Origin of the sequence: Streptomyces sp. PH10-H1 (genome assembly GCF_030063355.1) — a bacterium.
Lineage (GTDB): Bacteria > Actinomycetota > Actinomycetes > Streptomycetales > Streptomycetaceae > Actinacidiphila.
Genome location: NZ_JASISZ010000031.1, coordinates 13169 through 31387, shown reverse-complemented (window position 1 = coordinate 31387; position 18219 = coordinate 13169). Strand labels below are relative to the sequence as shown.

Here is an 18219-nt window from a genome sequence, read left to right as displayed (position 1 = left end):
AAGACGTGGGGGAGCAGCGTGGCGGACGGCCGGCAGACGATGTACCGGAAGGTGGCCGCCGATCTGCGGCAGGCCATCGCCGACGGCGCCTACGGTTCCGGCGGCCGGCTGCCCGCGGAAAGCGATCTCGCCACCCGCTACGGCGTCTCGCGCGGCACCGTCCGGCAGGCCCTGGCCGTACTGCGCGCCGACGGACTGGTCACCTCACGGCGCGGCACCCGCCGGGTCGTCCTCGGCACCGCACGCGTCCAGAGCTTCGGTGAACTCCTCAGCTTCACCCGCTGGGCCCGCTCCATCGGCGAGGAACCCGGCGGCCGGGTGGTGGAGATCGTCAGGGGCCCCGCCGACGAACTCGAACGCGAACAACTCCGCCTGCGGCCGGACGCCGTGGTCTACCGCGTCCTGCGGGTACGCACCCTCTCCGGTGCGCCGGTGATGGTGGAACGCACCGTCTACCCCGAGCACATAGGCGCCCTCGTCGAGGCGCTCGACCCCCACGCGGTTTCGCACACCGTGCCGCTCCAGGAGCAGGGCGTACTGTTCACCGACGCCCACCACACCATCGACCTGACCCTCGCCGACGCGGACGACGCCCGGCTGCTCGGCTGCCTGGAGGGCGATCCGCTGCTGCGCGAGCGGCGCCGCACCACCGACCCGGCGGGCTTCCCCGTGGAGTGGTCGCAGGACCGCTACCTGCCGGGAACGGTGGCCTTCACCGTCCACAACTCGACTGCGGTCACCTCCCTCTCCCGGCACACAGGAATCTGACGAAACGTCGGTCACTGGTCTTCCTAAGTTCATGTGCGGCTGCGATCATCGCTACCGCTACCCGCCAGTAACCCTCATTTACCTCTCTGACCAGGAGGCCCCGTGTCCCCCATCTCCCGCCGTACGCTGCTGGGTTCGGCCGTCGCCACCGGCGCCGCCCTCGGCGCCGGCGCCCTGCCCGCCGGCCTGCAGCAGGCACTGGCCGCACCGGCACAGCAGGGCACACTGGACGATGTCGAACACGTCGTGGTCCTGATGCAGGAGAACCGCTCGTTCGACCACTACTTCGGCACCCTGAACGGGGCCCGCGGCTACGGTGACAGCTCTCTGCTCCGCTTCCCGAACGGCTCCGACGTCCTGCACCAGCGACTCCTCGGCTCCGTCGGCGGCACCACCCTGCTGCCCTGGCACCTGGACACCGCCACCTCCGATGCCCAGCGGATCTTCGACCTCGACCACTCCTGGGACGGCACTCACAGCGCCTGGGCCAACGGTCAGTACAACAACTGGGTGCCCGCCAAGAGCTGGTACACGATGGGCTACTACCGGCGCCAGGACATCCCCTTCCAGTACGCCCTCGCCGACGCCTTCACCCTCTGCGACCAGTACTTCTGCTCCACCATGGCGTCCACCAACCCCAACCGCCTCTACCTGTGGTCCGGCATGGTCGACCCGCACGGCACCGGCGGCGGCCCCGTCGTCGACAACAGCGAGAAGGGGTACGCCTGGACCACCTATCCGGAGCGCCTCCAGGCCGCCGGCGTCTCCTGGAAGGTGTACCAGCAGGAGGACAACTACGACGACAACGCCCTGGCCTGGTTCAAGCAGTACCAGAACGCATCCAAGGACTCCCCGCTCCATGTGAACGGCATGGTCAAGCGGGGCCCCGACGACTTCGCGCAGGACGTCGCCGCCGGAAATCTCCCGGCCGTCAGCTGGGTGGTGGCCCCCACCGACCAGTCGGAGCACCCCAACCACCCGCCGGCCCAGGGCGCGGACTTCACCTCCTCCTACGTACTGGAGGCACTGGCCGCGCACCCCGAGGTCTGGGCCAAGACCGTCGTCCTGCTCAACTACGACGAGAACGACGGCTTCTTCGACCACGTCATCCCTCCGGCCGCACCCGACGGCACCCCCGACGAGTTCATCAACGGCGCCCCGATCGGCCTCGGCCCGCGCGTCCCGATGATCGTCATCTCCCCCTGGAGCCGGGGCGGCCGCATCAACTCCGAGGTCTTCGACCACACCTCGGTGCTGCGCTTCCTGGAGAACTGGACGGGCGTACGGGAACCCAACATCTCCGCCTGGCGCCGCACGGTCTGCGGAGACCTGATGTCGGCCTTCGACTTCCGCACGCCCGCCACAACGTTCCCGCCCCTCCCCGACACCAAGAAACTCCTGGCCGACCTGGCGGAGCAGCACAAAAAAGTCCTCCCGCCCCTCTTCCCTCCGCTGGTCCAGCACTTCCCCGAGGTCGAGCCCGGCGACCGCCCGTCCCTGCCAACCGGCTACCGCTTCGGGTCCTCCTCGCGCACCGACACGGCCAAGGGCCTGCTCTGGATCACCATCGACAACTTGGGCACCCTCGGCGCGGGCCTGTCGATGTACACCGTCAACCACCGCAGGTTCGGCGCCTGGCGCTACACCCTGCCCGTGGGCGGCAGCGTCACCGACTACTTCAGCGCCCAGTCCGTCAGCGGCGGCCCGTACGACATCGACACCCACGGCCCGGACGGATTCCTGCGCGGCTACCAGGGCGACGTCCGCACGTGGACGAACCCGGCAAAGGCGCACCCGGAAATAGCAGCAGTGGAAGAGCCAAACGGAATCCGCCTCACGCTCACCAACACAGGTGGAAAAGCAGCAACGTTCACCCTCCCCACCCAGCAGATCACGGTGGCCCCGGGCGGCTCGGAGGCAGCGGTGGTCCCCGCCACCAACGCGGGCCGCTACGACTTCACGGTGACGGCTGACACCGGCGACGGCTTCGCCCGCCGCTTCGCGGGACGGCTCCAGCCTTAGGGCCGACGACGGCCGGAGGGGACGGGGCGGGGTGTCCCCGCAGGGCGGCGAACGAACTCAACCCGCGCTGTTCCGCTGACACGAGCGTTCGCCGCCCGGGGAGATACCCCGCCGCGGCACCGACCCCTTGACGGCCTACCGCAACAACCCCGCGAGCAACGGCCGGAAGTGCGCGAAATCCGGCGTCCGCGCGTCAACCCGCTTGGCGGCCTCGTCCCACCGTCGCAGCCGCACAGCATCGGCCCCGAAGTCCTCGTCCTCAAAGGCGCGCACCTCCGCCGAGGACATCGGTCCGCCCTGCACCCGCAACGTATGAACCGAGGCTTCCGACAGCTTCCCGAAGTAGTCCGGCTCGACCGCGCACAGATACCGCTTCGCGGCGACATGCAGCCGCACCGGCTCGGTCACCTCGGGCCCGAACCACCGCGCCAGCCGCTCCGCACCCGTGTGACTGTGCCGGTTGTCCGTACCGTCGGAAGCCATCAGGTCAGCCCCACTCACAGGCCCGTGAAAATGCCCCACGTCATGCAACAGTGCGGCGGCGACCAGCGAAGCACCCGCCCCGGCCGCCTCCGCGAGCGCAGCGGCCTGCAGCATGTGCTGGGCCTGGGTGATCTCCTCGCCCAGATACTGCTCGGCGCCCGCGCCCTCGAAGAGAGCGGCCAGCTCATCGAGCGGCTGCTCGCGCCGCAGCACCTCCAGCGTGCTCGCGAGCCCGTCGAGATCGGCGTAACACCCCTGCAGATGACGTTCACCGCTCTCGGCGAAGGCGGTACGGGCGTGCAGCAGACGGGTGTTGTCGAAGATCAGGCAGTCACCGGGCGCCAGCCGGAAATCGAGCCGCAGATCGTCCCGCAGCAACAGGGCGCCGAACCGCCGATACGCGGCATAGAACAAGTCCAGCTCTTCCGCCGAGAGCCGCAGCGTCCCGATGGACCGGTTGTTGAACCGGACCTCGCGGATCCGCCCGAGCGGGTCCACGTCGATCAGCGGCCGGTCCGCGCGCAGCGCGCTCCGGGCGTCGTCGAAACGGAACGGCACGAGGGTGCGGGTCAGCACCTCGTACGCGGCCGGGTCCTCGTCGCGCAGCAGCGCGGCGGCGGCGAAGCCGTCGACGAGCCCCGAGTCACCGCCGGTGGCGGCATTCGTCAGACAGTGCAGCAGCTGCAGCGTCGGCACGGGGTCGCGGTACGGGTTGTCGGTGTGCGGGGTGATCGCGGCGCCGGTGAAGGCGAGATTGTTCGGGTCCGCCTCGACGCGGACGTCGAACAGGGAGCCGTAGTTCGTCTCCCGCACGTAGCCGAACGTCTCCGCGACGGCCAGCACCTGCCGTTCGCGGCACGGCACTCCCCGCAGCAGCGCGAAGCCGAGCCGCTGGACGGACTCCAGCACCCGTATCCGCTCGGCCGGTTCCGCGAGATACGCCTCCCAGTCGGCCTCGGGCAGCCGCCCGTCGAGCGCCGCCGCGCGCCACAGCTGCTTGCCGTCCTCGGTACGACCGTCTCCGGAACGGCCGTCGCCGCTCGGTGCCGACTCTGTCAGCCACTCCAGCGCGTACACAGACCGATGTCCGTCAGGAACCCACTCCACCTCGAACGAGGCTCCGCCGGCCCGCTCCCGTACGTCCCCGATGGCCAACTCCTGCGGCAGATCGGTGATGTGGAAGAGCTTCTGACCATTGCGCGGATCGCGGCACAACGAGCAGCCGCAGTTGTCCCGGAGCCAGGCCGCCGGGAGGCGGGTCAGGTCCATCACGTCCTCCATAAGTTGTCCAGCCAACTTTGAATTCATGGAGAACCTGGCACACGCCCATGAGGACCGGCGGACGGCCGAATGTCCGGAGAGTGAACGGGACCGGTGAACGGGACTGGTGAACGGGACCGGTAAACGGGACCGGAGAGTGCGGCGGCGCGGTCAGCCGCAGCAGCCACCCCCGCAGCACCCGCCGCCGCCACCGCCGGAGCCCGACGCGGGAGCGGCGGTGCCGCCCACGGCGACCGCCGACAGCAGCTTCACGGTGTCGTCATGCCCGTCCGGGCAGCTCGCGGGGGCGGACGACTCGGCCATCGGCCGGTTCAGCTCAAAGGTGGTGCCGCAGGACCGGCAGCGAAACTCGTATCGGGGCATGCCCGAAGAATAGCCCCGGCACCTCGAGCAGGATGAGCACGCAACCCCCGCACGCAATCCCCGCACGCAACCCCCGCACGCTCAGCGCCCCTGCGCACGGTCCTCACGGATATTGGCGACGACCCGGTTCGCGGTCTCCCGCACCGCCGCCGTCTCGGTCAGGAAGTGCCAGTAGTCCGGATGCCGGCCTTCCAGCTCTGCCACCGCCCGGTCCAGCCGCCCCACCGCGTCGTCCAGCGGACGGGCATGCCGGTGCTCCGGTGTGGTGCGGCCCTGCATCGCCAGCCGCTGCGCGTCTCGGATGGCGAACCGGGTCTTCTCGACCTCGGCCTTCGGATCCTTGCGGACCTCATTGAGCCGCCGCAGCCGGTCGCCGGCCGAGGAGACCGACCCGTCCACGTCGTCCAGCAGCGCCCGTACCGTGCTCAGCCGTGAGGTCGCGTCCGCCCAGCGCTGCTCGTCGCGCGCCTTCGCGGCCTCCGCGAGCTTCGCCCCGGCCTGCGTCACCGCGACCTCCGCCTGCGCCGGAACCTGCTGCAGGTCCTGCCAGCACGCCAGGGAGAAACGCCGCCGCAGCTCACTGAGGACCGGATCGACGCCCGCGGCCCTGGTCGCCAGCGCCTCGGTGCGGGTCCGCAGGCTGACCAGCCGCTTGTCGATCTCCTTCGCCTGCTCCGGCAGTCGTGACGCCTCCGCCCTGACCGCCTCCGCGCGGCGCTGCACATCCTCCGCGCGCGTCAGCGTCTCCGGCACGCCGTGCGTACCGGCTCCCTGATTCAGCTTCGTCAGCTCCGGCGACAGCGCCGCCAGCCGCGCCGCGAGGTCATCGGCCTTCAGCCCCGCGGCCCGCACCGCGTCCAGCGCGTTGCTCGCCGCCAACAGCCCGTGCCGGGCCCGTTCGACCGCGGGCGCCAACCGCGCCAACTGCGTCTCGGCCTTCCCCAGCAGCGGCCCCAGGCTCTGCGCGAACCGCTCCAGGTCTGCCTTCGCCCGGTCGAGATCGTCCTTCGCCTTCGTCAGCTCGCTGCGGGCCCGGGCGGCGGTGGACGCGTCCAGCTCATCGCGGTCCAGGTCATGCGCGTCAACGGTGGCGATGTAGGCCCCGCTCACCTGGTCGATCTGTTCCCCGAGCGCCCGGAACCCGGCCAGCGCGCGCTGCGCGGCAGGAGAGCTGTCGACCGCTTTGATGGTCTCTATCGACATCTCGAGATCCCGCTGCGCGGTGTCCAGCTCATAGAAGGCCTGCGATGCGGCGTCCTTCGCGGCCTGGGCATCAGCGCGCAGATTGTCGCCGCGCCGCCACCACGAGCGTGCCGTCGTCACAGTGACTCTCTCCCGCAGGTCCGCCGCTGGTGTCTGTCGGCTCCAGTCTCCCACCTGACCAAGACGAATACACGGCCCGGGCCGGTTGCACGGACACGTGACCGAACGCCGGGCGATGCTTTACCCGCTCTTGGTATCGGGTTGAGGAGCACAGGGGTCGGCGATGTAATCTGTCACTTCACGTTCCGCGGGCGTGTAGCTCAGTGGTAGAGCAGCGCCTTTACACGGCGCTGGTCGGCGGTTCGAACCCGTCCACGCCCACCGCACGATCGATCCGGGAGCCCCCGGCCAGCCATGGCCGGGGGCTCCCGGCGTCTCCGACCCCTGACTGGCGGGCCGCGTGGTCACCCCCGAGGCTGGAAACCGTATGGTCCGGCGGCCTCAGGAGGAGCCATGGCGGGTATCCAGCCGTTCACGTGGGAGGACTACGCGGCGCGGATGACGCGTGCCGCGAAGGCGGCGGCCGGAGCGGGGCTGGCAGGGCTGGTGGTGACGCCGGGGCCGGATCTGGTGTATTTGTGCGGATATCAGCCGACGGCGATCGGCCTGCTGCGGCCCGACGGCCGGTGCGGGATCTCCGATTCGGCGTGGGCGATGCACCTGCTGAGGGCGAGGAGCAGCCGCTCGTGCCGGGGATGTGCTTCTCGATCGAGCCGGGCATCTATCTGCCGGGGCGCTTCGGGGTGCGGATCGAGGACATCGTGATGTGTACGGAGGCGGGCGGGCGGCGGCTCAACGGCACGCCGCACGAGATGCGGATCGTCGCCTGATCCCCGACCCGGCCCGAGGTTTAACGACCATGCGTTGATTCGTTCGGGGGAACGGGTTCGAACACGGGCAGAGTCGCGAGCCGGCGGGCCTCAAGATCTGTCCTGTGAGAAATCGGTGGGGAAGGGCTGCCCTGCGCGGGGCAGTGGTGGTGGCGGGGACCGCGCTGTGCGGATCGGGGCTGCTGGTACCGGTGGCGGTGGCGGACGACCCGTGTCCGGGCCCGGTCTCGGTTCAGGCGGGGCAGGGCTCCTTACGGGTCTGCGTTCATGTTCAGCCGTTGGACGTTCAGCCGTTGGACGTTCAGCTGTGGCTCGGGCACTGCCCCTGCCATGAGCACCGGCACTGGTACTGGCCCTGTCACTGCCATGGGCACGAGCACGAGCCGCCGTGCCCGGAACCGACACCCACGCCGACGCCTTCACCGACCCCGACACCGACCCCGACGCCGAGCCCCACCCCCGCACCCACCCCGGCGCTGACCCGTGCGCCCACGCCGCAACCGGCGCCGCAGCCCACGCGTCGAGCGCCCGTGGCGCCCCCACGGGCGGCGCCGGCACCCCGCGTCGAGCCGACGCCCACGCCTGCGACCAGCCCCGCGCCCACCCCGTCCCCGCGGCACGCCCCGCCTCCGCGCCCGGCCGTCCACTGGCCGAAGCGCGTCGCACCTCCGCCGGCCCCGAAGCACCATCAGCGGCCGCTGATGATGACGATGCTTCTCACGACGGTGCCGGGACTGCTCGCGGCGGCTGTGCTGCGGCCGGGGTCACGCGCGCACGGCAGGGCCCGTTGACCCGCTGTCAGTTCAGTCAGCTAGGAGTTCCGAATGTCGCAGTGGATTGTTCTGGTGATCGCGATGGCCGCGGCCTGCGTGGTCGTCGTCACTGTCGTCGTGCTCAGACAGCGGCGCGTCCCGGTGGACGACGACCCCACGGAGACGCCGGACGTCATCGAGTACATGACGATGATGATCGGGGTGATCTACGCGATCGTTCTGGGCCTGGCCATCGCGGGCGTGTGGGAGGGGCAGAGCGCGGCGCAGGACGATGTGATGCGCGAGGCACAGGCCCTGCATGAGGTGAGCACGCGGGTGCAGGTGTATCCGCCCGGGGTGCGGGACCGGATCCGGGCGGACGTCGACGCGTACGTCAGCTATGTGATCCACCAGGAGTGGCCGTACATGACCGACCACGGCACCCTCTCCCCGCAGGGGACGGAACTGCTGTCGGTGGTGCGCCGGGGCGTGACGGACTACGCGCCGAAGGGGGATCTGGACGCGCAGGCGTACCAGCCGATGGTGGACCAGGTCGCGGTGGCGGACGAGGCGCGTACCGCGCGCGGCCAGAAGGCCGGGGCGACGATGCCGGGGATGGTGTGGTTCGGTCTCATCGCGGGTGCTCTGGCGACGGTGGGGCTGATCTTCACGCTGCAGATCCGCCGCTCTGGGCGGGAGTTGCTGCTGGCCGGCCTGTTCAGTGCGCTGATCGCGTTCCTGCTGTTCCTGATCTGGGACCTCGACGCGCCATTCGGCCGGGGCATCGCGGTCAGCGCCGATGTCTTCCGGGACCTGTTCCCGGCGCTGAAGTAACGCGGAGCGGAGCGGGGCACGGACGGAGGCGGCGGCCGGGGGAGAATCCCCGGCCGCCTCTCGTAGCGGGCGCTGGTCCCGGCCCTAGTCCCGCCAGTTGGCGACGTTGACGTTCTCCAGCACACCGAGCGCGTCGGGGACCAGGACGGCGGCGGAGTAGTAGGCGCTGACGAGGTAGCTGATGATGGCCTTTTCGCTGATGCCCATGAAGCGCACGTTGAGGCCGGGCTCGTACTCATCGGGGATGCCGGTCTGGCGCAGGCCGATGACGCCCTGGTTGTCCTCCCCGGTACGCACCGCGATGATCGAGCTGGTACGAGCGTCACTGATCGGAATCTTGTTGCAGCTCAGGATGGGTACGCCGCGCCAGGCGGGTACCGTGCTGCCGCTGACCTCGACGGAGTCCGGGTAGAGGCCCTTGCGGGTCCATTCGCGGCCGATGGCGGCGATGGTGCGGGGATGGGCGAGCAGGAAGCGGGTGCCGCGGCGGCGGCTGATCAGTTCGTCCAGGTCGTCGGGGAGCGGCGGGCCGGCGTGCGGCTGGATCCGCTGGTCGTAGTCGGCGGCGTGCAGAAGCCCGAACTCGCGGTTGTTGATGAGCTCGTGTTCCTGGCGTTCGCGCAGCGCCTCAATGGTGAGCTTGAGCTGCTCCTCGATCTGGTTCATCGGTTCGTTGTAGAGATCGGCGACCCGGCTGTGCACCCGCAGCACGGTCTGGGCCACGCTCAACTCGTATTCGCGCGGCGCGAGTTCGTAGTCGACGAAGGTGCTGGGCAGATCCGCCTCGCCCTTGTGGCCCGACGCCAGCTCGATGGCCGCCTCACCGCGCTTGTTCACCCGCTGGCGGGGAATGGCCCGGAACGCCTCCACGTGCGCGCGCAAGGGTGCGGACTGGTCGGCGAGGGCTTGGAAGTCCTGTCGGGGCAGGGCCAGGACGGTGGTGGTGGTCGCGGCCCTGGCGGTGAACTCCCAGAGGTTCTCGTCCTGCAGGAGGCCCTGTTCGCCGAAGTGGGACCCGTCGGCGAGGACGCCGAGACGATTCTGCTCGCCGTACGATCCCTCGCTGAGCTTCTCGACCTTGCCGTGGGCGATCAGGTAGAGGGTGTCGGCGGGCGCTCCCGCCTCGGCCAGGAGCTCGCCGGGGGCGAACTCGCGTTGCGTGAAGCGGTCGGCGAGCGCGGTGAGCACCGCGGGGTCGTCGAACGCGCGGAGCAGCGCGATTTCCCCCAACTCGGCCGGGATGACCCGCACTTGTGAGCCGGTCTTGACGAACGTCACCTTGCCGTCGCCGACCGAGTAGGTCAGTCGGCGGTTGACCCGGTAGGTGCCGGCCGAGACATGGACCCAGGGCAGCATGCGCAACAGCCAACGGGAGGAGATCCCCGCCATCTGTGGTGCGGACTTGGTGGTGGTCGCCAGATTCCGGGCGGCAGCCGTATCAAGGCTGGTGTGCGCCGAACTGTTCCCCGGGGCGCCCGGGGTGCTGAGAGCGGCGTCCTGGCCCGCATCAACCGACATGCGTAGTCCTTCGCACTAGGAGGTGAGGTGTGGAATGCAGAACCATTCTTTTCGTCACCCTCCGCGCTGGCTATCGCCGGATCGAGTGAGACTAAAACACCGAACCTTGGTACGGGGGGAAGGGACTTTTGGCCGATGGGGACAGTGTCCCCATCTGGCAAGGTATGGAGTCACTCCGCTGACGGAACTGACCGCCAGGACCGCGGTGTTCGCCAAGGAGTCGGCCGACATCTGGCTGTAGACCGTCAGACCGGGCCGGCGCTCGCCGCCAGGACCGCCTCCGCGACGGCCGCCGGGTGATCGAGCATCACCAGGTGGCCGGCGGGGGCAGCCGTCGTGAAGCGGGCGCCGAGGGTGTCCGCGAGGGCGCGCTGCCGCTCCAGCCAGCGCCGCTGCCGGTGCGACCGGCCACCGCCGTCGGCGGCCAGCACGGTCACCGGCACGGGCGGGAGGGGCGCGCGCTCGCGCAGGGCGGCGAGTTCGGCCGCAACGTCGAGGTAGCGGGCGTTCTCCAGCAGGGCGGCCCGCAGATGGCGCGAGGTGCCGTAGCAGCGGCGTACGAGGCCGGCGGGCGCCGGATCGCCGCCCCGCGACCTCGACATCCGTACGGTGAGCCGGCGGGTGGCCGGGCCCAGCGTGTACGGCAGGGCGGCGGCGCTCAGCCCCCGGGCGAACAGTGTGGCGGCGCCGGTGCGCCACTCCACGGCGGGTGCGGGCCGGGGGTCCTCCTCTACGCTGCCGTCCACCAGCACCACGCCCGCCGTGCGGCCAGGATGCAGCCGGGCGAACGCCTCCACGTGGAAGGCCGCGATGGAGTGCCCGACCACGGTCGCCGGCCCGTTCAGGCCCAGCGCGTCCAGGACGCCCAGAATCCGGTCGGCCTCCCCGGCCGCCGTCGGCGGTACGAGGAGCGGGGCGCTCAGCCCGAAGCCCGGCCGGTCGAAGCGCACGACCGTGCGGTGCGGGGCGAGCAGCGGGACGACCGGGTCCCAGTCGAACCAGCAGCAGCCCAGGCCGCCGCTGAGCACGCACACCGGTCCCGAGCCCTCCCGCAGGACGTGCAGTGGCACCCCGCCGATGCGCAGGATCACTCGGATTCACCTCGCGAGGCAGGGGACGGAACAGACGGGGCCGACGGAGCGGGCGGAGCGGGCGTGCCGACGGAGGTGGCCGAGCCGCCCAGCCCACGACCGACCACGGGGCGGCGCGGCAGGCGCAGCAGGGCGATCACGGCGGCGGCGGACACCGCGAGCCCGGCGGCGAGGTCGGTGGCGCGGAAGAGGCCGCCCAGCGGCTGGTCGGCGGCGGCCAGCTCGCTGACGTAGGCGTTGACCGGGTCCAGGCCGGTGGCCGGCACGACCTCCAGGACCCACGCGGTGTAGGCCGCCGCGCCGAGCAGCAGCCCGGCGGCGACGGTCCGGGAGCGGGGGGCGGCGGGCTGCATGCCCCCATGATCCCCGCCGCACGCCATTTGCCGGGGATGCGGGCCGGCCGTCGGGCGGAAACCGAAGCCAGGGGGAACGGGGCGGGCCGGGCAGGGGTGGTGCAGGGGCGTCAGAGCGCCTCGACGACCGTGCCCCGGTCGGCGGCGGTCTGCGGCGGGATGGTCAGCGGCACGGTGGCCAGCGCCGCCGCCATCGCGGTGCGGCGGCCGCGGCGGAAGACATAGGCGGCCAGCGCGCCCGAACCGCACAGGGCGACCAGCGACATGACGCTGCCGAGCCAGCTCGCGCCCAGCCACTCGCCGCCGAGGTACCCCAGGCCCACGCTGTACGTCGCCCAGGCCACCCCGGCCAGCGCCGACCACGGCAGGAACTCCTTGGGCCGGCGGTGCGCCACACCCGCGCCCAGGCTCACCACGGAACGGCCGGCCGGTGCGAAGCGGGCGAGGACGACGAGCGCCCCGCCGCCCTCCGTGAGCACCTGGCCCAGCCGCTCCTGAGCGGTGGACAGCCTGCGGGACTGTGCCATGCGGCGGTCGAACCAGTCGCCGCCGCGCCAGGCCAGCCGGTAGGCGGCGATGTCGCCGACGCAGGAGGCGATGGCCGCGCACACCAGCAGGGCGACCACATCCATGATGTCGCCGCCCGCACCCGTGGTGCCCGCGGTCGCGGCGCTGATCACCAGCACCCCGCTGGGCAGGATCGGGACGAACACATCGAGCAGTACCGACAGCGCCACGAGGACGTAAATCCATGGCCAGTCGAACAAGGAGCTCAGACCCTCGAGCACCATGCCTCCTCGTCCGACGTATGCCTATTCACGGATGGGCGGATCTTCATCCGCTCCCAGCCGTACAGCGTACGCCAGAGGTGCTGGGTGTTACGGGAGAGGGGTGGGTGATGTTCGAGACACGGTGCGGGGAATATCCCGGACACCGAGTGAAGGGCGGCCGGGAAGGGGGTCCGCGGGGCGGCCGGGAACCGGGTCCGTGACACGGTCCGTGGCCGGTTCCGGGACCGCGGAGAAGGGCGGCCGGCCGGTGACCATCAGCAGCGCGGCCCTGGCCACGGCGTCAGCGTCGGCCAGCGTGACCGAGTTGGCCCAGGGCCGCGCCCCGGCCGCCGTCACCCAGTGCGCGCCTTCCGTCGGCACGCCCACGGCGAAGCGCCGGGGATGGGCCCGCCCCCGCCGGTCGATCAGCCGGTACGGGCGTGTCGTGACATCGACTCCGCCCGTCTCGTAACCGCCCACCCGGTACGGGCGGCAGGCGCCGGCCGCCAGCAGCCGGGCGAGCAGCGGGTCGGCGGTCCTGCGCAGATCCGGCTCCGGCAGCCGGGCCTCGATCAGCGTGGTGGCCCGGATCCGCGATCCCGGCACGTCCGGCGACTCGGCCGTGAAGTACGGACCGCCGTCGGTTCCCAACTCCAGCCGTGGGCCCAGTATGTCCACCACGCCCGCTTCGATCAGCGCCACCAGCTCCTCGACCCGGCGCCGTGGCGGCCCGATCGACAGGAAGGCGTTCAGCGGCGTGTACCAGCGGTCCAGGTGGTCGCGGTGCGACGCGCCCGCCAGTCCGCTGTGGTCCACCACCTGCCGCAGCTCGTTCCGCAGATCCCGCAGGACGTCCAGGGCCGCTTTGAGCGGCCCGTCCACGTTGCCGAGCCGGGCCTGCGCCACGTCCTGCCGCAGATGGCCGAGCAGCCAGCCGCGGAAGGACGCGCGGCCGTCGAAGGCGGCACCCCGGTGCGGGTGGGCCAGCCGGGTCCAGTCCCACCGGTCCGCCGCCGGTATCCCGAACTCGTCGAGCAGCGCGGCCTCTTCGGCGCCGCCGTGCGGGGCGCGCAGATACCGGTCGCGGAACAGGTCGACGGAAGAGCCGCGCGATGGACCGCCGGAGAGACCGCCGGAAAGGTCGCCGGTCCCCGACAGCAGACCGCAGTAGTACGTCGTCTCGACCTCCTTTGCGACCAGCGGCCACACATCCGCCACGAAGTCGGGCAGGTCGCCGGACGCGGCGCGCCCGCGCAGGCCTTCGATCGCCGCCGCTGTGAGCAGCAGCGGTTGGTGCCGGTCGTGCGGGCCCTTCGCGTTGTCCCCGCGTGCGTGGTACGGGATACCGCGCCGCGAACCGGCGTAGATCCGCGGCTCGCGCCCGGAGGCGAGGTATCTCAGCGTGCCGTCCGCCCGGTCACCACGCGGGTCCGCGACCCGGTGGAACGATCCGCCCCGGCCGGAGGTCAGCAGCGCCATGTGGTCGAAGAAGTTGAGGCCGAGCCCGCGCATGAGCACCGGTTCGCCGGGGGCTATCGCGGACAGGTCGAGGTCCGCGGGGTTCGCCGGGGGGAAGTGGCTCAGACCGTGGACGTCCGCGTAGTCGGCCAGGGCCTGTTCCCGCTCGGTGGCCGAGACCGGCAGGTGGCCCTGGGCCAGGATGACGGCGGCCAGGCCGTCCAGCGTGCCGCCGTCGTCGAGGGTGAGCGTCTGCAGGCCCGCCCCGGGCGGCGCACCCGCATCCCCGGGCGGAGCGGCCGCATCCTCCAGCCGCACGGCACGCGCCGTGTGCACCCGTACGGTGACGCTGCCCGGTGCCACGCGCAGCACCTGCCGGAACACCCACTCCAGGTAGTGCCCGTAGAAGGCCCTGCTCGGATAGTCGTCGGGTCCCAGCGCCCGCGCCTGCGCCCGCACCCAGGGCTCGTAGCGGTCCGCCCCCGCGGAGTGCGGCAGGGACCGCGCCCATGCGTAGAGACCGGGGCCGCGCAGGATCGGGCCCTCGCACTCCACGCTGGAGTCCGTGAACAGCGTCACCTGCGACGCCACCGTGTTCATCAGCAGTTCCCGCGACTGGCCCGTCCGCCACACGCTGCCGGGACCAGGTGGGGACGGATCCACGACGTGGACGGTCAGTGCCGCGCCGGACGTCAGCTCGCGGGCGCTCGCGCAGATCCGTTCCAGCACGCTCGTGCCGCGGGGCCCGGCACCGACGATGGCCAGGGCGTGTTCAGTTGTGTGTCCATGCACGTGTGCGTACTCCCGGGCAGGTGGGGCTGGGGATCACCCATCCTGCGCAACATGCCCAACAGGCTGAGCCGGAAACGGAATACCAACATCCGGCCGAAAAGGGTCCCGTGGACTTCCCGGCTCGTTTCGTATGGCGCCCGGCGTCACATCCCTCTCAGTGCTCTGCCGCTCAGCGCCGCCGGAGGGTCGAGGGCGTGAACGAGCCCTTGGGTCCTGTGACCTTGAGATCGAGCGAACGGCCGCGCAGGGTCAGGGTCATGAGCTGGTTGCCGAACCAGGGACCGCCGAGGCGCGTCCAGCGGACGACGGGCGCGGGCAGCCGGCCGTGCCGGGCGAGCGCGCGGCCGATCCAGCGCCCGGCCCGGCTCCAGCCGAAGCGGAAGCCCGCCCGGATCGTGGCGGGGACGCTGTTGTGTATGGGGGAGCAGGTCAGTTGGAGTACGCGGCTGCGCACCGGGCGCGGCCAGTGCGCCTCGGCGATGTACGCGTGGTGCACATCGCCGGACAGCACGCAGATGGCGGCGGGGGCCCGCGGCCCGCCGCCCACCTCGGCGAAGAGGTCCGCGAGCGCGTCGAAGGAGGTGCGGAACGCCGCCCAGTGCTCCAGGTCGGCCGCCTGGCGCAGTTTCTCGCCGCGCTCCGCCCACCGCCGGCCCCGTACGCCCCGGCACAGCGCCGCGTCCCACTCCTCGACGGCGTGCACGGCGTGCGGCAGCAGCCAGGGCAGTGAGGTGCCGACCAGCAGGTGATCGAACGAGCCGTCGGACAGCAGCTGCCGGCGCACCCATTCCCACTCGCCGTCGTCGAGCATCGCGCGCCGGTCCTCCTCCAGGACGCGGGCGGCCCGGGAATCCACCATCAGCAGCCGGACGCGCCCGAAGTCGCGCCGGTAGCTCCACCGCACCGACGCGGCATCGGCGTCGGCGCGGGCGGCGAAGGCGCGGACGGCCTCGGTGCCGTCGGCGGCGGTGCGGACGGTGCGGAACAGCTCATCGGCGGCCAGTTCGGCGGGGGAGAGGTTGCCCAGGTGCTGATACACCCAGTACGACATCAGGCCGCCGAGGATCCGCTCCTGCCACCAGGCGGTGGAGCGGATCGTGCCGAGCCACGCCTGTGAGGTGTTCCAGTCGTCGATCACATCGTGGTCGTCGAAGATCATGCAGCTGGGGACGGTGGACAGCAGCCAGCGCACCTCGGGATCGAGCCAGGACTCGTAGTAGAGGTGGGTGTACTCCTCATAGTCCGCGACCTGGTCCCACGGCGGATCGGTGAGGTCGCGGCGGTGGGCGAGCCAGTCGCGGGTGGGCTGCGAGGTCTCGTCCGCGTAGACCTGGTCGCCGAGCAGCAGCAGTACGTCCGGGCGGGCGGCGCCGTCCCGCACGATCTCCCGGGCGAGGGAGGCGAGCGCGTCGGGGCCGACCGGGTCGTGGGTGTGGTGCGCGGGCGCCGCCCACCGGCAGGAGCCGAACGTCACGCGCAGCGGAGCGCTGCCGCCGGCGGAGGTGTGGATGGCGCTGGGCGGGAACGGGGAGCCGGGCGGCGGCCACACCTGGCGGCCGTCGAGGCGCACGGCGTACGGGGCTTCCGTGCCAGGGCGCAGTCCTGTCACCGGCACCAGCGCGTAGTGGTGGCCCGCGACCTGCCAGGTCCTGGCGGCGCCGCCGCCGTCCCCTTCACAGGCCACGACGGCCTCGCAGGGCCGGTCGGCCTCGATCCACACGGTCGCGCTGTTCTCGTCCACGTACCGCAGCAGCGGCCCCAAACGCAGTTCAGCCATGATGACCGGCCTCCCCTCCGTCACCCAAGACTACGGACACCGGAGGAGAGGCGGGAGTTGCCCGTCGGACCGAGGGGTGGCGCACCGTCGGTTCCGGCGGGTCCCGCCGCCGGACGCCTACAGTGGCCCCCGTGCTCGTCTCCGCGTCCGCCGCCACCGCGTTCACCGCCCACACGTTCACCGCCACGACGTTCTCCGCCGCCGCGTTCACCGGTCCCGTGGGCGCCGGCCCGGTGTTCGCCGCTCACGCGTCGGCCGCCGTCACGTCCGCGGCCTCCATCTCGCTGCTCCCCGTCAATCGCACCCTCGGCATCGTGCTGGCCGTCCTGCTGGTGGTGGCCACCGGAGTCGCCGCGTACGCCCACCTCGCGGACGAGCAGGAGAACTACGCGCGCGGTATCGCCACCGCAGGGCTGCGCGCAGCCCTGCAGCTCGCGGCCGTCTCGTCCCTCATCGGCTGGGTCGTCCACTACCAGCTCGCGCTGCTCGCTTTCGTCGCCGTCATGTACGCGGTCGCGGTGTGGACCGCGGGGCGCCGGATCACGCGCGACGACAGCTGGAAGTGGGCGGCCGTGCCGATCGGGGCGTCCGCGCTGCCGGTCGTCGCGCTGCTCGTACTGACCGGTCTCGTGCCCCTCGGCGGCATCGCGCTGATCCCCGTCGCTGGCATCCTCATCGGCGGCGCGCTCACCGCGACGGTCCTCGGCGGCCGCCGTGCGCTGGAGGAGCTCCACAGCCGGCACGGCGAGGTCGAGGCCGCCATGGCGCTGGGCTTCGTGGACCGCGACGCGCGGCTGGAGATCGCCAGGCCCGCCGCCTCCGGCGCGCTCGTGCCGGGCCTGGACCAGACGCGGACTGTGGGGTTGGTCACTCTGCCGGGCGCATTCGTCGGCATGCTGCTCGGCGGGGCATCACCCGTCATGGCAGGGGCGGTTCAGCTCTTCGTGCTCGTCGCGCTGCTGGTGGTGCAGGCGGTCGCGGTCTCGTCGGTACTGGAGCTGGTCGCCCGGGGGCGGCTGACCCGTCGCGTAGACTGATAAGCGCAGAAGGGGAGTAGCTCTTCGCCGGACCGTCGACATACTGCCCGCCCTCGTGGTGGGCCGGCGCCCGGAGGCATGGTGGATCCCACCGCGCCAGCGAGACCTTCGGCCGCAGCGTTTCATTGCGCTGCCGTGCCGAAGCGACCCCTTTTCCAGGCGCTCCGGGTGCGGCGGCCCGACCGATGAGGATCCGCCCCGTGTTCAGCTTCACTGTCGCCGCCATCGTCTTCGGCGTCATCTTCCTGGCCGAACTGCCCGACAAGACCGCGCTCGCCGGGCTGATGCTCGGCACCCGCTATCGCGCCTCGTACGTCTTCTGCGGCGTCGCCGCCGCCTTCGTCGTCCATGTCGCCCTCGCCATCGCGGCGGGCAGTGTGCTGACCCTGCTCCCGCACCGCTGGGTGCAAGGGGTCGTCGGGCTGCTCTTCCTCGCGGGCGCGGCCATGCTGCTCTTCAAGAAGGACGACGAGGAAGAGGGCGTCCGCGAACCCGCGGACCAGAGCTTCTGGAAGGTCGCGGGCACCGGCTTCATGCTCATCCTGGTCGCGGAGTTCGGCGACCTGACGCAGATCATGACCGCGAACCTCGCCGCCCGCTACGACGATCCGGTGGCCGTCGGCCTCGGCGCGGTCCTCGGCCTGTGGGCGGTCGCCGGGCTGGGGATCTTCGGCGGGCGGATGTTGATGAAGCGGGTGCCGCTGGCGCTCATCACGAAGATCGCGGCCGGTGTGATGGTGCTGCTCGCGGTCTTCAGCCTCTACGAGGCGATCGCCTGATAGGACGGCCCGACGGCCTGACCCTTTGACGGGTCGGGCCGCCGTTGG

Annotated in this window: 14 protein-coding genes, 1 tRNA gene and 1 pseudogene; 7 read left to right on the top strand and 9 right to left on the bottom strand. The window is 71.5% G+C overall.

All coding sequences use genetic code 11. From position 1 onward, the window contains the following. The first annotated feature begins 39 nt into the window (after nt 1-39). Together QMK24_RS19660 and QMK24_RS19655 are read left to right on the top strand one after the other, a co-directional pair. Complete coding sequence (locus tag QMK24_RS19660; protein WP_283467692.1) at nt 40-768, top strand: GntR family transcriptional regulator; 729 nt, start codon at nt 40-42, stop codon at nt 766-768. Between the two features lie 102 nt (nt 769-870). Further along, nucleotides 871-2790, top strand: a complete 1920-nt coding sequence (locus QMK24_RS19655; protein WP_283467602.1) for a phosphocholine-specific phospholipase C — start codon at nt 871-873, stop codon at nt 2788-2790. A gap of 135 nt (nt 2791-2925) precedes the next feature. Here the strand turns inward: QMK24_RS19655 and tmpA are convergent, their stop codons facing one another. The 3 genes from tmpA to QMK24_RS19640 form a co-directional block, all read right to left on the bottom strand. After that, a complete protein-coding gene (gene tmpA / locus QMK24_RS19650) occupies nt 2926-4542 on the bottom strand; it encodes a 2-trimethylaminoethylphosphonate dioxygenase (protein WP_283467600.1) in 1617 nt (538 codons plus the stop codon). Between the two features lie 162 nt (nt 4543-4704). Beyond that, on the bottom strand, nt 4705-4917 hold the full coding sequence (locus QMK24_RS19645; RefSeq protein WP_283467599.1) for an FmdB family zinc ribbon protein: 213 nt from the start codon (nt 4915-4917) through the stop codon (nt 4705-4707). Between the two features lie 81 nt (nt 4918-4998). Continuing rightward, complete coding sequence (locus QMK24_RS19640) at nt 4999-6240, bottom strand: hypothetical protein (RefSeq protein WP_283467597.1); 1242 nt, start codon at nt 6238-6240, stop codon at nt 4999-5001. A gap of 189 nt (nt 6241-6429) precedes the next feature. On the opposite strand from QMK24_RS19640, the gene QMK24_RS19635 reads away from it, so the two are divergent. The 3 genes and pseudogenes from QMK24_RS19635 (at nt 6430) to QMK24_RS19625 (ending at nt 8596) form a co-directional block, all read left to right on the top strand. Then, nucleotides 6430-6501: transfer RNA gene (locus tag QMK24_RS19635), tRNA-Val, on the top strand. Between the two features lie 362 nt (nt 6502-6863). Next, nucleotides 6864-7010 (top strand): annotated as a pseudogene (locus tag QMK24_RS19630) (M24 family metallopeptidase); the annotation flags it as partial. 824 nt (nt 7011-7834) lie between these two features. Beyond that, nucleotides 7835-8596, top strand: coding sequence for a bestrophin-like domain (locus QMK24_RS19625; RefSeq protein ID WP_283467596.1), 762 nt, complete (start codon nt 7835-7837; stop codon nt 8594-8596). Nucleotides 8597-8680: 84 nt separating this feature from the next. Here the strand turns inward: QMK24_RS19625 and QMK24_RS19620 are convergent, their stop codons facing one another. The 6 genes from QMK24_RS19620 to QMK24_RS19595 form a co-directional block, all read right to left on the bottom strand. After that, nucleotides 8681-10114, bottom strand: a complete 1434-nt coding sequence (locus QMK24_RS19620) for a family 2B encapsulin nanocompartment shell protein (RefSeq protein WP_283467595.1) — start codon at nt 10112-10114, stop codon at nt 8681-8683. Between the two features lie 245 nt (nt 10115-10359). Next, a complete protein-coding gene (locus QMK24_RS19615) occupies nt 10360-11205 on the bottom strand; it encodes an alpha/beta fold hydrolase (RefSeq protein ID WP_502962585.1) in 846 nt (281 codons plus the stop codon). Beyond that, on the bottom strand, nt 11202-11558 hold the full coding sequence (locus QMK24_RS19610; RefSeq protein WP_349307887.1) for a DUF998 domain-containing protein: 357 nt from the start codon (nt 11556-11558) through the stop codon (nt 11202-11204). The genes QMK24_RS19615 and QMK24_RS19610 overlap by 4 nt, the downstream gene beginning before the upstream one ends. A 110-nt stretch (nt 11559-11668) precedes the next feature. Further along, nucleotides 11669-12346 carry a DedA family protein gene (locus tag QMK24_RS19605; protein ID WP_283467690.1) on the bottom strand — a complete coding sequence of 226 codons (678 nt, stop codon included), beginning with the start codon at nt 12344-12346 and terminating at the stop codon, nt 11669-11671. Between the two features lie 90 nt (nt 12347-12436). Beyond that, nucleotides 12437-14578: an FAD/NAD(P)-binding protein gene (locus QMK24_RS19600; protein ID WP_283467594.1), complete on the bottom strand. Its 2142-nt coding sequence runs from the start codon at nt 14576-14578 to the stop codon at nt 12437-12439. A gap of 169 nt (nt 14579-14747) precedes the next feature. Continuing rightward, nucleotides 14748-16355 carry an alkaline phosphatase D family protein gene (locus QMK24_RS19595; RefSeq protein ID WP_283467593.1) on the bottom strand — a complete coding sequence of 536 codons (1608 nt, stop codon included), beginning with the start codon at nt 16353-16355 and terminating at the stop codon, nt 14748-14750. A 278-nt stretch (nt 16356-16633) separates the two neighbouring features. Here QMK24_RS19595 and QMK24_RS19590 point away from each other — a divergent pair, with 278 nt between their 5' ends. After that, on the top strand, nt 16634-17392 hold the full coding sequence (locus tag QMK24_RS19590) for an ABC transporter permease (protein ID WP_502962588.1): 759 nt from the start codon (nt 16634-16636) through the stop codon (nt 17390-17392). 200 nt (nt 17393-17592) lie between these two features. Continuing rightward, a complete protein-coding gene (locus QMK24_RS19585; RefSeq protein WP_283467590.1) occupies nt 17593-18171 on the top strand; it encodes a TMEM165/GDT1 family protein in 579 nt (192 codons plus the stop codon). Nucleotides 18172-18219 lie beyond the last annotated feature (48 nt).

Bases quoted from the DNA above. Each gene is read 5' to 3' on its own strand.
- QMK24_RS19660 (WP_283467692.1), top strand. From the start codon at position 40: ATGTACCGGAAGGTGGCCGCCGATCTGCGGCAGGCCATCGCCGACGGC.
- tmpA (WP_283467600.1), bottom strand. From the start codon at position 4,542: ATGGACCTGACCCGCCTCCCGGCGGCCTGGCTCCGGGACAACTGCGGC.
- QMK24_RS19645 (WP_283467599.1), bottom strand. From the start codon at position 4,917: ATGCCCCGATACGAGTTTCGCTGCCGGTCCTGCGGCACCACCTTTGAG.
- QMK24_RS19625 (WP_283467596.1), top strand. From the start codon at position 7,835: ATGTCGCAGTGGATTGTTCTGGTGATCGCGATGGCCGCGGCCTGCGTG.
- QMK24_RS19620 (WP_283467595.1), bottom strand. From the start codon at position 10,114: ATGTCGGTTGATGCGGGCCAGGACGCCGCTCTCAGCACCCCGGGCGCC.
- QMK24_RS19610 (WP_349307887.1), bottom strand. From the start codon at position 11,558: ATGCAGCCCGCCGCCCCCCGCTCCCGGACCGTCGCCGCCGGGCTGCTG.
- QMK24_RS19595 (WP_283467593.1), bottom strand. From the start codon at position 16,355: ATGGCTGAACTGCGTTTGGGGCCGCTGCTGCGGTACGTGGACGAGAAC.